The following is a 14666-nucleotide window of genomic DNA, read 5'->3' as shown; positions in this document are numbered from 1 at the left end:
ATCAGCTGCGCCAGAAGGGCTTCAGCCCTTCCTGGCGCGCTTGCTCGGCGGTCAGCCCCACATCCCTCAGTTGTTCACAGGTCAGGTGCAGCAACGCCTTGCGCGTGTGGCGACGGCGCCAGAACAGACCCCAGCGGCTGACAGACTGTCCGCGCTCCTGCCCTGCTTCCAGCTCCTGACGGTGTAACGCCAGCCGCACATCGCTCATCCCGCTCATTGATCTGCTCCTCATTGACCTGTTGCCTTGAGTGCCCAGCATGAGCGCGTCGCCAAAACCATTACAGATTCAACCCATTTTTATTAAATCCATACAGATACTGCCTACGGGCGGCTGAATCCTGTATTTTCGCCCTATCTGTACTGGTCCGTTGGGAGTGACCGTCATGACCCTTTACGTCAACCTCGCCGAATTGCTGGGCACCCGCATCGAGCAAGGCTTCTACCGCCCCGGCGATCGGTTGCCTTCTGTCCGGGCCTTGAGCGTCGAGCATGGGGTCAGCCTGAGCACGGTGCAGCAGGCCTATCGTTTGCTGGAAGACAACGGCCTGGCCACGCCCAAGCCGAAATCCGGCTACTTTGTGCCCGTTGGGCGTGAGTTGCCAGCCCTGCCGGAAGTCGGCCGCCCAGCACAAAGGCCTGTGGAAATCTCCCAGTGGGATCAGGTGTTGGAGCTGATCCGCGCAGTACCGCGCAAAGACGTCATACAGATGGGCCGCGGCATGCCGGATGTGCTGTCACCAACCATGAAGCCTCTGCTGCGCAGCCTGGCCCGTGTGAGTCGACGCCAGGATCTGCCGGGGCTGTATTACGACAATATCCTCGGCTGTATGGAATTGCGTGAGCAAATCGCCCGCCTGTCATTGGACTCCGGCTGCCAGCTGACCGCCGATGACATCGTGATCACCACTGGCTGCCATGAAGCGTTGTCTGCCAGCATCCATGCCATCTGCGAACCCGGCGATATCGTCGCGGTGGACTCCCCCAGCTTCCACGGTGCCATGCAGACCCTCAAGGGCCTGGGCATGAAAGCCCTGGAGATCCCCACCGATCCCATCACCGGCATCAGCCTCGAAGCCCTGGAGCTGGCGCTGGAACAGTGGCCGATCAAGGTCATCCAGCTCACCCCCAACTGCAACAACCCGTTGGGCTACATCATGCCGGAGGCGCGCAAACGAGCGCTGCTCACCCTGGCCCAGCGCTTTGACGTGGCGATTATCGAAGACGATGTGTATGGCGAATTGGCCTACAGCTACCCGCGCCCGCGCACCATCAAGTCCTTCGACGAAGACGGGCGCGTGCTGCTGTGCAGTTCGTTCTCGAAAACCCTGGCACCTGGCTTGCGCATCGGCTGGGTTGCGCCCGGCCGTTACCTGGAACGGGTACTGCACATGAAATACATCAGCACCGGCTCCACCGCTACGCAGCCGCAGATTGCCATCGCCGAGTTCCTTAAAGGCGGCCATTTCGAGCCACATTTGCGGCGGATGCGCACTCAATACCAGCGCAATCGAGACTTGATGCTTGATTGGGTCAGCCGCTATTTCCCGGCGGGCACCCGCGCCAGCCGTCCGCAGGGCAGCTTTATGCTGTGGGTCGAGTTGCCGGAGGGCTTCGATACGTTGAAGCTCAACCGTACCTTGGTGGAACAAGGCGTACAGGTCGCTGTGGGCAGTATCTTTTCTGCTTCGGGCAAGTACCGGAACTGCCTGCGGATGAACTACGCTGCCAAGCCATCCCCGCAGATTGAAGAGGCCGTGCGTAAGGTCGGCGCCGCCGCGATCAAGATGCTGGCCGAAACGCCGGACTGACCTTTCGCGGGAAATAGCCGTCATATGCCGACAACTGCCCTGATCTGGAAGCGACTCCCTTGATGATGCAACGGCTATTACCGTTTTTCCTGCTGGGAGCCCTGGCCCTGGGCGGTTGCGCTACGGTCGATACACCGCGCATCCCCAGTGATGCCCTGCCCGCCGCGCAATCCTCGTTCGGCCGTTCGATCCAGGCCCAGGCCGCGCCCCACCAAGGGCGCTCGGGCTTTCGCCTGTTGCCCAACAGCAGCGAAGCCTTCATGGCCCGCGCCGAACTGATCCGCAACGCCCAGACCAGCCTCGACTTGCAGTACTACATCGTCCACGACGGCATCAGCACGCGCATGTTGGTGGATGAACTGCTCAAGGCCGCCGACCGTGGCGTGCGCGTGCGCATCCTGCTGGACGACACCACCAGCGACGGCCTCGACCAGATCATCGCCACCCTCGCCGCCCACCCCAGGATCGAGATCCGCCTGTTCAACCCGCTGCACCTGGGGCGCAGCACGGGCGTCACGCGGGCCATGGGGCGCTTGTTCAACTTGTCGCTGCAACACCGGCGCATGCACAACAAGCTCTGGCTGGCAGACAACAGCGTGGCCATCGTCGGCGGGCGTAACCTGGGGGATGAGTATTTCGACGCTGAGCCCAACCTGAACTTCACCGATATCGACATGCTCAGCGTGGGCCCGGTGGCCGAGCAACTGGGGCACAGTTTCGATCAGTACTGGAACAGCGCCCTGAGCAAGCCGATTGATGATTTTGTCTCGAACCGCCCTTCCAACGGCGACCTGGCTGCCGCGCGCGTGCGCCTGGAGGCCTCGCTCGCCGAATCGCGCCAGCAGAATCATGCGCTCTACAGCCGCTTGCGCACCTATCAGACCCAGCCGCGCATGGATATCTGGCGGCGCGAGCTGATCTGGGCCTGGAACCAGGCGCTGTGGGATGCGCCGAGCAAGGTACTGGCCAGCGCCGACCCGGACCCGCAGTTATTGCTCACGACCCAGTTGGAACCGGAGTTGGGAGGGGTCAAACACGAGCTGATGATGATCTCGGCGTACTTCGTACCGGGCCAGCCGGGGCTGGTTTACCTGACGGGGCGCGCCGACGCGGGCGTGTCGGTGAGCCTGCTGACCAACTCCCTGGAGGCCACCGATGTTCCGGCCGTGCACGGAGGGTATGCGCCCTATCGCAAGGCACTGCTGGAGCATGGGGTGAAGCTGTATGAGTTGCGTCGCCAGCCTGGAGACGGTGGCGGCAGCGGCCTGCACCTGTTTCGCAGCGGCACGCTCCACGGGTCGGATTCGAGCCTGCACAGCAAGGCGATGATCTTTGATCGACAGAAGTCGTTTATCGGCTCGTTCAACTTCGACCCCCGCTCGGTGCTGTGGAATACCGAGGTTGGCGTATTGGTGGACAGCCCGGAGCTGGCGGAGCATGTGCGCAACCTGGCGCTGGAAGGCATGGCGCCCGCCTTGAGCTATGAGGCGAAATTGCAGGACGGCCAGGTGGTGTGGGTGACCGAAGATGACGGCCAACTGCACACCCTGGACCGTGAACCGGGGAGTTGGTGGCGGCGCTTCAATGCGTGGTTTGCTACCCGTGTGGGCTTGGAGCGAATGCTCTAATACAATACAGATCAAAATGTGGGAGGGGGCTTGCCCCCGATTGCAGTGGGTCAGCTAGCAAACCTGTAGCTGACACTCCGCCATCGGGGGCAAGCCCCCTCCCACAGTTGATTGCATTTCAAGTCAGGCAGGCTGTGCTGCCCCGAACGCACCCTGGCGCAGCAGCAACACCACCAACCCCAACGCCCCCGCCGCCATCAAGAATGGCAACGCATGCCCGCTGATCCACTGGCTACCTGCACCGGCCACCAACGGCCCGATCAAGCAGCCGATCCCCCACAGCTGCGCCACATGGGCATTGGCGCGCACCAGCGCATCGTCTCGGTAGCGTTCTCCAATAAGGATCAATGACAGGGTGAACAACCCGCCCGCACTGGCACCAAACAGCACCCAAATCGGCCAGATCAGCGGCGTATGCAATACCAGTGGAATTGCCAGGCTCGACACCAGCAACAGCACGGCACACCCCAGCAACAGCGTACGACGCGGCAGGTAGTCCGCCAATGCGCCAATGGGCAATTGCAACAACGCATCACCGACCACCACCGTGCTGACCATCGCCAACGCAATCTCCGCTGTAAAACCTTGTTGCAGGCAATACACCGGCAACAGCGTCAGAATCATCGCCTCGAAAGCGGCGAATAATGCCACCGCCCAAGCAATCGCCGGCAGGCTCTTACAGAAACGCCAGAGATCGCCAAAGGTCACGCTGAACGAATCGGCGGTCGGTGCGCCGGAGCGTCCCAGCAACAGGATCGGCGCTACCACCAGCAGGCCTACCCCCACCCAGAAGCCATAGTCATGATCGGTGCCGATAACGCCCAGCAACAACGGGCCAGACAATTGGCTCAGGGCGTAACTACAGCCATACAGCGCTACCAGCCGTCCGCGCCACTGCTCCACCACCAACTGGTTGATCCAGCTTTCGCCGAGGATAAACACGATGGTCAGGATCACCCCGATCATCAGCCGCAGCACCAGCCAGACCGGGTAACTCGGCAAAATCGCCAACAGGCCGATGGACACTGCACCCGCCCACAGGCACAAACGCATCAGGTTCGCCGTGCCCAGCCACGAGGCCATGCGACTGGAAACCTTTGCCCCCAGCAATACACCGAACGCCGGCATGGCAGCCATTACGCCAATCGCGAAACTGCCATAACCCCAGCCTTCGAGGCGCAGTGATACCAGCGGCATGCTGACGCCCAAGGCCAAGCCGACACTGAGGACCGATGCCAACACGGCGAAATAAGTCGCCCAACGCATTTCCACGCTCCTGTGGATAATTTTGAGAACCCACAAAACAAAGGTGGGAGGGGGCTTGCTCCCGATTGCAGAGGGTCAGTCACTGAATTGGGTGACTGATACACCGCTATCGGGAGCAAGCCCCCTCCCACACTTGGCCTGGGGTGTTGCTTACAGCTTGATCCAGGTCGATTTCAGCTCGGTGTATTTGTCGAAGGCATGCAGCGACTTGTCGCGACCGTTACCCGACTGCTTGAAACCACCAAACGGCGCGGTCATGTCGCCACCGTCGTATTGGTTGACCCACACGCTACCCGCGCGCAGGGCCTTGGCGGTCAGGTGTGCCTTGGAGATATCGGCGGTCCACACCGCGGCCGCCAAACCGTAGATGGTGTCGTTGGCAATCTTGATCGCTTCTTCGGCGCTGTCGAAGGCGATCACCGACAACACTGGGCCGAAGATCTCTTCCTGAGCGATCTTCATGGCGTTGGTCACGCCGTCGAAAATCGTCGGTTCCACATAGGTGCCACCGGTTTCTTCCAGGGTGCGCTTGCCGCCCGCCACCAGCTTCGCGCCATCTGCGTGGCCGGCCTCGATGTAAGAAAGCACGGTGTTCATCTGCTGGGTATCCACCAGCGCACCGACGTTGGTCGCTGGATCCAGCGGATTGCCCGGCTTCCAGCCTTTAAGGGCCTCGATCACCAACGGCAGGAATTTATCCTTGATGGAGCGCTCGACCAGCAGGCGTGAACCGGCAGTGCAGACTTCACCCTGGTTGAAGGCAATCGCGCTGGCGGCCGATTCAGCGGCGGCTTGCAGGTCTGGCGCGTCGGCGAACACGATGTTCGGGCTCTTGCCGCCGGCTTCCAGCCACACACGCTTCATATTCGACTCGCCGGAGCGAATCAACAGCTGCTTGGCGATCTTGGTCGAACCGGTGAACACCAACGTGTCCACGTCCATATGCCTGGCCAGCGCATCGCCCACGGTGTGACCGTAACCCGGCAGCACGTTGAACACGCCTTTTGGAATGCCTGCTTCAACCGCCAGGGCAGCGATGCGGATGGCAGTCAGCGGGGATTTTTCGGACGGTTTGAGGATCACCGAGTTACCGGTGGACAGCGCCGGGCCAAGCTTCCAGCAAGCCATCATCAGTGGGAAGTTCCACGGTACGATGGCGCCGACCACGCCGACCGGCTCACGGGTCACCAGACCCAGTTGATCGTGCGGGGTGGCAGCGACTTCATCGTAGATCTTGTCGATGGCCTCGCCGCTCCAGCTCAGCGCATTGGCTGCGCCGGGAACGTCGATGTTCAGGGAGTCGCTGATCGGCTTGCCCATGTCCAGGGTTTCCAGCAGCGCCAGCTCTTCGGCATTGGCCTTGAGCAGCGCGGCGAAACGGATCATGGCGGATTTGCGCTTGGCCGGCGCGAGGCGCGACCAAACACCGGAATTGAACGTGGCGCGGGCGTTTTCCACGGCGCGCTGGGCGTCGGCGGCGTCACAACTGGCAACAGTGGCCAGCAGGCGGCCATCGACCGGACTGAGGCATTCGAAGGTCTCGCCGGAAGCTGCGGCGGTGTATTCGCCATTGATATAGGCGCGGCCTTCGATCTTCAGATCCTTGGCGCGTTGCTCCCAGTCGGCACGGGTCAGGGTGGTCATGCGAGTGTCCTCCTCTTGTTGAATACAAGGGCCAGGCGATGTCCGCCGGCAGCCTCAAGGCAGCTGCCACCCTAAACCAGCGGCTGGGGATGTTTCAATATATTTGACATACGCCCGGCAAACGCCCTTGCGATGTTCATTTTAATAAACATAGACTTTGGGCTCTTCCACCGCAGGCCAGAGGGGATACGCCCATGAGCATCCAGGACATCGTCGACTTCAGCCAAGCCAACACCGCCCCCGACCGCTATCGCCCTGCTGCGGAAAAGATCCTCAAGGGCGATCCCGAACAAACGCTCTACAACCACTACAACAGTCCATGCGGCCAGATGAACGCTGGCGTCTGGGAAGCTGAAGTGGGCCAGTGGAAGGTCAACTACACCGAGCATGAATACTGCGAGATCGTGCAGGGTGTTTCTGTCTTGCGGGATGCCGAGGGCAATGCCAAGACCTTGCGCGCCGGCGACCGCTTCGTGATTCCCGCCGGCTTCACTGGTACTTGGGAAGTGCTGGAACCGTGCCGCAAGATCTACGTGGTGTTTGAACAGAACGCTTGATCAGAAAATCCCAGGCAAAAAAAAGCCCGCATCGTGAGATACGGGCTTTTTTTCACAAGGAAGAAAATCAATTACTTGATTTTGCCTTCTTTGTAGATCACGTGCTTGCGAACGCGCGGGTCGAACATTTTCTTTTCGAGCTTGTCCGGGGTAGTACGCTTGTTCTTGTCGGTAGTGTAGAAGTGACCAGTACCGGCGCTAGAGATCATTCGAATCAATTCACGCATGATAGAGCTCCTTAGATCTTGCCAGCGGCGCGGATTTCGGCCAGCACGACAGTAATGCCACGCTTGTCGATGATACGCATGCCTTTGGCAGATACACGCAGGCGAACAAAACGTTTCTCTTCTTCAACCCAGAAGCGGTGATGCTGCAGGTTCGGCAGGAAACGACGACGGGTTTTGTTATTTGCGTGGGAAATGTTATTCCCAGTCACCGGACCCTTACCGGTAACTTGACAGACTCTCGACATGCCTCAGCCCTCTAAAACCACATGCCCAACCCGGCATGGGTTGGCCGCTTAATCTCTCAGTCATTTGGCGCCAGGCGCCGCGTTTCTTTAGGGTCTTACCGGCTACACCTACAAGCGAAGGAACCGGGCCCCTAGAAAAGAGCGCTGCTTTATACCAGAAAGACCCCAGTGCAACAACAGCCCGTGTATTTTTACCGGCGTAAATCCAGCAAAAACACATCCGAACCATTGCCAGGAGGGGCCGCTGTCAAAGCCGACCGCTCGTCGCACAGAATGATTTACAGCGCCTGCGCGCACGGTGAAGTGCTCGGCGAAACACGCTGAGGCGCCATCAAAACAGCATTTGGAGTAAATGCACAGGCAAAAATGGGCTAGTCATTTCCTAATCGGAGCACTACGGTAGGACTTTTCCAGACTGCACTCGCAGATGGGCCTTCGATCTGCAAAGGAAACCGAACATGCGCCTCGCTGCCCTACCGCTGTTGCTAGCCCCTCTATTTATCGCGCCGCTGGCCTCTGCCGCCAGCAACCTGAGCGTCTGCACCGAGGCCAGCCCCGAAGGGTTCGATGTGGTGCAATACAACTCGCTGACCACCACCAACGCCTCGGCCGATGTGCTGATGAACCGTCTGGTGGACTTCGACGCGGCCAGCGGCAAACTGGTGCCAAGCCTGGCGGATAGCTGGGAAGTATCCCCGGATGGCCTGACCTATACCTTCAAACTGCACCCGGACGTAAAATTCCACCGCACCGAGTATTTCACCCCAAGCCGCACCCTGACCGCCGAAGACGTACGTTTCAGCTTCGAGCGCATGCTCGACCCGGCCAACCCGTGGCACAAGATCGCCCAGAGTGGCTTCCCCCACGCGCAGTCGTTGCAACTGCCGACGCTGGTCAAGAAGATCGACGCCCTCGACCCGCTCACCGTGCGCTTCACCCTCGACCACGCCGACTCCACCTTCCTCGCCGCCCTGAGCATGGGCTTCGCCTCGATCTACCCGGCGGAATACGCCGACAAACTGCTCAAGGCCGGCACGCCCGAGAAGCTCAACAGCCAGCCTATCGGCACCGGGCCGTTCGTTTTCGTGCGTTTCCAGAAAGACGCCGTGGTGCGTTACAAGGCCAACCCGGATTACTTCGCGGGCAAGCCGGCTGTGGATAACTTGATCTTCGCCATTACCCCGGACGCCAACGTGCGCCTGCAAAAATTGCGGCGCGATGAGTGCCAGATTGCCCTGTCGCCCAAACCCCTGGATGTCGGCGAGGCCGAAAAGGACACCGCACTCAAGGTCGAGAAAACCGCTGCCTTCATGACCGCATTCGTCGCCATCAACAGCCAGCACCCGCCGCTGGACAAGCCCGAAGTACGTCAGGCGATCAACCTGGCCTTCGACAAGGCCAGCTACCTCAAGGCGGTATTTGAAGGCACCGCCGAAGCCGCCAATGGCCCATACCCGCCGAACACCTGGAACTACGCCAAGGACTTGCCGGGTTATCCACAGGACCTGACCAAAGCCAAGGCCCTGCTGGCTCGCGCTGGCCTCAAGGACGGCTTCAAGACCACGATCTGGACGCGCCCCACCGGCAGCCTGCTGAACCCCAACCCGAACCTCGGCGCACAATTGTTGCAGGCGGACCTGGCCAAGGTCGGCATCCAGGCCGAGATCCGCGTGATCGAATGGGGCGAGTTGATCCGCCGCGCCAAGGCCGGCGAACACGACCTGCTGTTCATGGGCTGGGCCGGCGACAACGGCGACCCGGATAACTTCCTGACCCCGCAGTTCTCCTGCGCGGCCGTGAAATCCGGCACCAACTTCGCCCGTTATTGCGACCCGGCGCTGGACAAGCTGATCAGTGCCGGCAAGACCACCAGCGAGCAAGGGGTACGCAGCAAGCTGTACCAACAGGCCCAGGCGCAGATCCAGCAACAGGCGCTGTGGCTGCCGCTGGCGCATCCGACGGCGTTTGCCCTGGCGCGCAAGAATGTCGAGGGGTACCAGGTCAGCCCGTTCGGGCGCCAGGACTTCTCGAAGGTCAGCGTCAAGCCCTGAACACCCGCCCCGTCCCCATGGGGCGGGGCTACATCCACCCATATTCCGCCATCGACAATGGATCACCGTCCCCCACGATGATGTGGTCCAGCACTCGCACGTCCACCACTTCCAAGGCCTTTTGCAGCAACTTGGTCAATTTTCGATCAGCCGCGCTGGGTTCCACGTTTCCGGAAGGATGGTTGTGACACAAGATCAACGCCGCCGCGTTGTACGCCAAGGCGCGCTTGACCACCTGCCGCGGGTAAACCATCGCAGTGTCGATGGTGCCTTGGGACAGGGCTTCAAACCCCAGCACCCGATGCTTTGAATCGAGAAACAGGCACCCAAACGTTTCATGGGGCTCATGCCGCAACAGCGCCTTGAGGTAATCACGCACAGCCTCCGGGCTCTCCAGCACCGAATCGACGCGCAGCCGCTCGGCCATATGGCGCCGGGACATTTCCAGCACGGCCTGTAACTGCGCAAACTTCGCCGGCCCCAGCCCCAAATGCTGGCTGAACACCGTCTGGCTGGCCTCCAGCAACGGACGCAAGCCATCAAATTGCGCCAATAGGTGACGCGCCAGATCCACCGCGCTCCTGCCGGCAACCCCGGTACGCAGGAAGATCGCCAGCAGTTCTGCGTCGGACAGGCTCGCCGCGCCCCATTCCAACAGTTTCTCCCGTGGCCGCTCTGCCAGCGGCCAATCGCGAATACTCATCCCACCTCCCTGTCCTTCTGCGCCGCTGTAGCCTCGCGGACGCTGTGTTATCGTAGGCCCTCTTTTTTGCATGCGATTTCCTCTGGGGAGAGGGTGTCGCAGGCGTCACTGAACTGGCTTCACTGAACTGGAAAGGCAAACCAATGCAGCGTCTGTATCGGAAACGCATCGTTCTCGGCGTCGGCGGCGGCATTGCCGCCTACAAGAGCGCAGAGCTGGTTCGCAGGCTTCTCGACCAAGGCGCCGAAGTGCGCGTGGTCATGACCCGCGGCGGCAGTGAGTTCATCACCCCGCTGACCATGCAGGCCCTGTCCGGCCACCCGGTTCATCTGGACCTGCTGGACCCGGCCGCCGAAGCTGCCATGGGCCATATCGAGCTGGCCAAATGGGCCGACCTGGTGCTGATCGCCCCGGCCACCGCCGACCTGATTGCCCGCCTGGCCCAAGGCATCGCCGACGACTTGCTCACTACCCTGGTACTGGCCACCGACGCCACCGTCGCCATTGCCCCGGCCATGAACCAGGCCATGTGGCGCGACCCCGCCACCCAAGCCAACACCCAACTGCTGCAAAGCCGCGGCCTCAAGGTGTTCGGCCCGGCATCCGGCAGCCAGGCCTGCGGCGATGTCGGCATGGGCCGCATGCTCGAAGCCACGGACCTGGCGCTGTGCGCCGCCGAGTGCTTCCAGCACCTGGCCCTGACCGGCAAGCACGTGCTGATCACCGCCGGCCCGACCCAGGAAAACATCGACCCGGTGCGCTACATCACCAACCATAGCTCAGGAAAAATGGGCTTTGCCTTGGCGGAAGCAGCGGTCGAGGCAGGCGCTCGCGTCACCTTGATCACCGGTCCCGTGCATTTGCCGACACCCGATCGCGTCACGCGAATCGACGTAGTCAGCGCCCGGGACATGCTCGCGGCCTGTGAAGCGGCGATTCCGTGCGACCTGTTTATCGCCTCGGCTGCGGTTGCGGATTACCGCCCGGAAGTCGTTGCCCCGCAAAAGCTCAAGAAAGACCCTACAAGCGGTGACGGCCTGCTCCTGCAAATGGTGCGTAACCCGGACATTCTGGCCACCATCGCCACCCGTCCGGACCGTCCGTTCAGCGTCGGCTTCGCCGCCGAGACCGAGCACCTGCTGGACTACGCCGCACGCAAATTGAAAGACAAAAACCTCGATCTGATCGTTGCCAATGATGTCGCCAACCCGAGCATCGGCTTCAACAGCGAGGAAAACGCCTGCAGCGTGATCGACCGCGAGCTGCACGCCACCCTTTTCGCCCAGACCAGCAAGGGCAAGATTGCCCGCCAACTGATCTCTTTTATCGCCCAACGGCTGAACCAGGTTTAATTTCCATGCACGCTTTGCAAGCCAAGATCCTCGACCCCCGCATCGGCAGCGAATTCCCACTGCCGGCCTACGCCACGCCAGGCTCCGCCGGCCTGGACCTGCGCGCCATGCTCAAGCAAGACACCGTCCTTGAGCCGGGCCAGACCATCCTGATCCCGACCGGGCTGTCGATCTACGTGGGCGATCCTGGCCTGGCGGCATTGATCCTGCCGCGCTCGGGCCTGGGCCATAAACACGGCATCGTGCTGGGCAACCTGGTGGGCCTGATCGATTCGGACTACCAGGGCGAACTGATGGTGTCGTGCTGGAACCGTGGCCAGACCGCGTTCAATATCGCTGTCGGCGAGCGCATTGCTCAGTTGGTGCTGGTGCCGGTGGTGCAGGCGCACTTCGAACTGGTCGAGCAATTTGACGAAACACAACGCGGCGCAGGCGGTTTTGGCCATTCCGGCAGTCACTGACTACGCTGAATCTGGCCGGGCACCCCTGCCCGGCCAGACGCCACCGCATGGCTTTTCAGGATGAAGAATGCGCGGACCCGACCAGCGAGATTTCACCAGTGAAATCAACGTATTACGCAGAAGAAAGCACAAAGCCACTGCGCCGATGGCACTTTTGCACTACGAACTCTACGCCGAAAACGCCGTCATACCCTTCAGTTTGAGCCTGCCGGTCAGCCGCTTTACGGCCAGCCTTGCCCCCTTCAGATGGAGTTTCCCCCCGCGATGAGTACCGCAGCCCGCGTAGCCCCGACATTCCCCGACAGCATCTTTCGCGCCTACGACATTCGTGGCGTAGTGCCCAAGACCCTGACCGCCGAAACCGCCTACTGGATTGGCCGCGCCATCGGCTCTCAAAGCCTGGCCCAAGGCGAGCCCAATGTGTCGGTGGGTCGCGACGGTCGCCTGTCCGGCCCCGAGTTGGTGGAACAATTGATCCAGGGCCTGGCCGACAGTGGCTGCCATGTAAGCGACGTCGGCCTGGTGCCCACTCCAGCGCTGTACTACGCCGCCAACGTCCTGGCCGGCAAGTCCGGGGTGATGCTCACCGGCAGCCACAACCCGTCGGATTACAACGGCTTCAAGATTGTCATCGCCGGCGACACCCTCGCCAACGAACAGATCCAGGCCCTGCACACGCGCCTGAAGACCAACGACCTGACCAGCGGCAACGGCAGCATTACCAGGGTCGACATCCTGCAACGCTACTCCGATGAAATCACCCGTGACGTCAAGCTCGCGCGCCGCCTCAAAGTGGTGGTGGACTGCGGCAACGGTGCGGCGGGCGTGATCGCCCCGCAACTGCTCGAAGCCCTGAACTGCGAAGTGATCCCACTGTTCTGCGAAGTGGACGGTAACTTCCCTAACCACCACCCAGACCCGGGCAAGCCGGAAAACCTGGTAGATCTGATAGCCAAGGTCAAGGAAACCGGGGCCGACGTGGGCCTGGCCTTCGACGGCGACGGCGACCGCGTGGGCGTAGTGACCGAAACCGGCGAGATCGTGTTCCCAGACCGCCTGCTGATGCTGTTCGCCCGTGATGTGGTGGCGCGCAATGCCAACGCCGAGATCATCTTCGACGTGAAGTGCACCCGCCGCCTCACGCCACTGATCAAGGAATACGGCGGCCGCCCGCTAATGTGGAAGACCGGTCACTCGTTGATCAAAAAGAAAATGAAGGAAACCGGTGCCCTGTTGGCCGGTGAAATGAGCGGTCACGTGTTCTTCAAGGAGCGCTGGTTCGGCTTTGATGACGGCATTTACAGCGCCGCTCGTCTGCTGGAGATCCTCAGCAAGGAAAAATCCACCGCCGAAGAGCTGTTTCAGACCTTCCCGAATGATATTTCTACGCCAGAGATCAATATCCATGTGACCGAGGAGAGCAAATTCAGCATCATTGACGCACTGCACGATGCGCAATGGGGCGAAGGCGCCAACCTGACCACCATTGATGGTGTGCGAGTCGATTACGCCAAAGGCTGGGGCCTGGTTCGCGCGTCCAACACCACACCGGTGCTGGTCCTGCGTTTCGAGGCGGATACCGAGGCTGAGTTGCAGCGCATCAAGGACGTGTTCCACGCCCAGTTGAAACGTGTTGCCCCTGATCTCCAATTACCGTTCTGATTTTTTACCGGAGCCCTGAATGACCCTCGAACGCGAAGCCGCTGCCAACACCGCCAAGGTCCTTTCCGAAGCGTTGCCCTACATTCGACGCTACGTCGGCAAGACGCTGGTGATCAAATACGGCGGCAATGCCATGGAAAGCGACGAGCTGAAAACCGGCTTTGCCCGCGACATCGTGTTGATGAAAGCCGTGGGTATCAACCCAGTGGTGGTACACGGCGGCGGCCCGCAAATCGGCGACCTGCTCAAACGCTTGTCGATCGAGAGTCATTTCATCGATGGCATGCGCGTCACTGATGCGCAAACCATGGACGTGGTGGAGATGGTCCTCGGCGGCCAGGTGAACAAAGACATCGTCAACCTGATCAACCGCCACGGCGGCAGCGCCATCGGCCTGACCGGCAAGGACGCGGAGTTGATCCGCGCGAAAAAACTGACGGTAACCCGCCAGACGCCGGAAATGACCCAGCCGGAAATCATCGACATCGGCCAGGTGGGCGAAGTGGTCGGCGTGAACACCGACCTGCTGAACCTGCTGGTCAAAGGTGACTTCATCCCGGTGATCGCGCCAATTGGCGTGGGCGCCAACGGTGAGTCGTACAACATCAACGCCGACCTGGTGGCGGGTAAGGTGGCCGAAGCACTGAAGGCTGAAAAGCTGATGCTGCTGACCAATATCGCCGGCCTGATGGACAAGGAAGGCAAGGTGTTGACTGGCCTGACCACTCAGCAAGTGGACGAGTTGATCGCCGACGGCACCATCTACGGCGGCATGCTGCCGAAGATCCGCTGCGCGCTGGAAGCGGTGCAAGGCGGGGTTGGTAGCTCGCTGATCATCGACGGCCGTGTACCGAATGCAGTGTTGCTGGAAATCTTCACCGATACCGGCATGGGTACGCTGATCAGTAATCGCAAGCGTCTTTAAACACCGAAAACCAAAAAGCCCCCGCTCAATTGAATTGAGCGGGGGCTTTTTATTTGTACGCGGTCCAAATGTGGGAGCGGGCTTGCTCGCGAATGCGGAGTGTCAGTCACTGGTATGTTTCTGACCCACCGCATTCG

The 14666-nt window shown here is 60.9% G+C and carries 13 protein-coding genes and 1 pseudogene; 8 read left to right on the top strand and 6 right to left on the bottom strand.

The features are described 5' to 3' along the window. Position 1 precedes the first annotated feature (1 nt). Positions 2-217 carry a DUF1127 domain-containing protein gene (locus DYL61_RS26660; RefSeq protein WP_135310816.1) on the bottom strand — a complete coding sequence of 72 codons (216 nt, stop codon included), beginning with the start codon at positions 215-217 and terminating at the stop codon, positions 2-4. Positions 218-383: 166 nt separating this feature from the next. Here DYL61_RS26660 and DYL61_RS26655 point away from each other — a divergent pair, with 166 nt between their 5' ends. Together DYL61_RS26655 and DYL61_RS26650 are read left to right on the top strand one after the other, a co-directional pair. Further along, positions 384-1808: an aminotransferase-like domain-containing protein gene (locus DYL61_RS26655; RefSeq protein ID WP_135310815.1), complete on the top strand. Its 1425-nt coding sequence runs from the start codon at positions 384-386 to the stop codon at positions 1806-1808. Between the two features lie 62 nt (positions 1809-1870). Beyond that, complete coding sequence (locus DYL61_RS26650; RefSeq protein ID WP_135310814.1) at positions 1871-3436, top strand: phospholipase D family protein; 1566 nt, start codon at positions 1871-1873, stop codon at positions 3434-3436. Positions 3437-3559: 123 nt separating this feature from the next. Here the strand turns inward: DYL61_RS26650 and DYL61_RS26645 are convergent, their stop codons facing one another. Beyond that, on the bottom strand, positions 3560-4702 hold the full coding sequence (locus DYL61_RS26645) for an MFS transporter (RefSeq protein ID WP_135310813.1): 1143 nt from the start codon (positions 4700-4702) through the stop codon (positions 3560-3562). A 150-nt stretch (positions 4703-4852) separates the two neighbouring features. Further along, the gene (locus DYL61_RS26640) at positions 4853-6346 is read right to left on the bottom strand and encodes an aldehyde dehydrogenase (protein ID WP_135310812.1); all 1494 of its coding nucleotides are present in this window, start codon (positions 6344-6346) and stop codon (positions 4853-4855) included. 194 nt (positions 6347-6540) lie between these two features. On the opposite strand from DYL61_RS26640, the gene DYL61_RS26635 reads away from it, so the two are divergent. Beyond that, complete coding sequence (locus tag DYL61_RS26635; protein WP_105695974.1) at positions 6541-6903, top strand: cupin domain-containing protein; 363 nt, start codon at positions 6541-6543, stop codon at positions 6901-6903. A 71-nt stretch (positions 6904-6974) separates the two neighbouring features. Here DYL61_RS26635 and rpmG read toward each other — a convergent pair whose 3' ends face one another. Beyond that, on the bottom strand, positions 6975-7130 hold the full coding sequence (rpmG, locus tag DYL61_RS26630) for a 50S ribosomal protein L33 (RefSeq protein ID WP_003176906.1): 156 nt from the start codon (positions 7128-7130) through the stop codon (positions 6975-6977). A gap of 11 nt (positions 7131-7141) precedes the next feature. After that, complete coding sequence (gene rpmB / locus DYL61_RS26625) at positions 7142-7375, bottom strand: 50S ribosomal protein L28 (RefSeq protein ID WP_003176907.1); 234 nt, start codon at positions 7373-7375, stop codon at positions 7142-7144. Between the two features lie 458 nt (positions 7376-7833). On the opposite strand from rpmB, the gene DYL61_RS26620 reads away from it, so the two are divergent. Further along, complete coding sequence (locus DYL61_RS26620; protein ID WP_135310811.1) at positions 7834-9426, top strand: ABC transporter substrate-binding protein; 1593 nt, start codon at positions 7834-7836, stop codon at positions 9424-9426. Positions 9427-9454: 28 nt separating this feature from the next. Here the strand turns inward: DYL61_RS26620 and radC are convergent, their stop codons facing one another. Next, positions 9455-10129 (bottom strand): RadC family protein, encoded by a 675-nt coding sequence (gene radC, locus DYL61_RS26615; RefSeq protein ID WP_135310810.1) that lies wholly within the window; start codon positions 10127-10129, stop codon positions 9455-9457. A 143-nt stretch (positions 10130-10272) separates the two neighbouring features. Between radC and coaBC the strand changes: the two genes are divergently transcribed. The 4 genes and pseudogenes from coaBC to argB all read left to right on the top strand — a co-directional run bounded on the left by coaBC (position 10273) and on the right by argB (position 14529). Further along, a complete protein-coding gene (gene coaBC, locus DYL61_RS26610) occupies positions 10273-11481 on the top strand; it encodes a bifunctional phosphopantothenoylcysteine decarboxylase/phosphopantothenate--cysteine ligase CoaBC (protein WP_015886530.1) in 1209 nt (402 codons plus the stop codon). A 5-nt stretch (positions 11482-11486) separates the two neighbouring features. Further along, on the top strand, positions 11487-11942 hold the full coding sequence (gene dut, locus DYL61_RS26605) for a dUTP diphosphatase (RefSeq protein ID WP_105695971.1): 456 nt from the start codon (positions 11487-11489) through the stop codon (positions 11940-11942). 240 nt (positions 11943-12182) lie between these two features. Continuing rightward, positions 12183-13604, top strand: a pseudogene (locus DYL61_RS26595) (phosphomannomutase/phosphoglucomutase); the annotation flags it as partial. Between the two features lie 19 nt (positions 13605-13623). Then, entirely contained in the window at positions 13624-14529 is a 906-nt protein-coding gene (gene argB, locus DYL61_RS26590; protein WP_135310807.1) for an acetylglutamate kinase, read from the top strand. Positions 14530-14666 lie beyond the last annotated feature (137 nt).

The sequence above is a fragment of the Pseudomonas nabeulensis genome (assembly GCF_004682045.1).
Classification (GTDB): domain Bacteria; phylum Pseudomonadota; class Gammaproteobacteria; order Pseudomonadales; family Pseudomonadaceae; genus Aquipseudomonas; species Aquipseudomonas nabeulensis.
Note: the sequence above shows the minus strand (reverse complement) of the source record. Positions and strands in the feature narration are given on the sequence as shown.

What these genes read in the sequence shown, in the direction of transcription:
- DYL61_RS26660 (WP_135310816.1), bottom strand. Translation starts at nt 217, where the DNA reads ATGAGCGGGATGAGCGATGTGCGGCTGGCGTTACACCGTCAGGAGCTG.
- DYL61_RS26655 (WP_135310815.1), top strand. Translation starts at nt 384, where the DNA reads ATGACCCTTTACGTCAACCTCGCCGAATTGCTGGGCACCCGCATCGAG.
- DYL61_RS26650 (WP_135310814.1), top strand. Translation starts at nt 1,871, where the DNA reads ATGATGCAACGGCTATTACCGTTTTTCCTGCTGGGAGCCCTGGCCCTG.
- DYL61_RS26645 (WP_135310813.1), bottom strand. Translation starts at nt 4,702, where the DNA reads ATGCGTTGGGCGACTTATTTCGCCGTGTTGGCATCGGTCCTCAGTGTC.
- DYL61_RS26640 (WP_135310812.1), bottom strand. Translation starts at nt 6,346, where the DNA reads ATGACCACCCTGACCCGTGCCGACTGGGAGCAACGCGCCAAGGATCTG.
- DYL61_RS26635 (WP_105695974.1), top strand. Translation starts at nt 6,541, where the DNA reads ATGAGCATCCAGGACATCGTCGACTTCAGCCAAGCCAACACCGCCCCC.
- rpmG (WP_003176906.1), bottom strand. Translation starts at nt 7,130, where the DNA reads ATGCGTGAATTGATTCGAATGATCTCTAGCGCCGGTACTGGTCACTTC.
- rpmB (WP_003176907.1), bottom strand. Translation starts at nt 7,375, where the DNA reads ATGTCGAGAGTCTGTCAAGTTACCGGTAAGGGTCCGGTGACTGGGAAT.
- DYL61_RS26620 (WP_135310811.1), top strand. Translation starts at nt 7,834, where the DNA reads ATGCGCCTCGCTGCCCTACCGCTGTTGCTAGCCCCTCTATTTATCGCG.
- radC (WP_135310810.1), bottom strand. Translation starts at nt 10,129, where the DNA reads ATGAGTATTCGCGATTGGCCGCTGGCAGAGCGGCCACGGGAGAAACTG.
- coaBC (WP_015886530.1), top strand. Translation starts at nt 10,273, where the DNA reads ATGCAGCGTCTGTATCGGAAACGCATCGTTCTCGGCGTCGGCGGCGGC.
- dut (WP_105695971.1), top strand. Translation starts at nt 11,487, where the DNA reads ATGCACGCTTTGCAAGCCAAGATCCTCGACCCCCGCATCGGCAGCGAA.
- argB (WP_135310807.1), top strand. Translation starts at nt 13,624, where the DNA reads ATGACCCTCGAACGCGAAGCCGCTGCCAACACCGCCAAGGTCCTTTCC.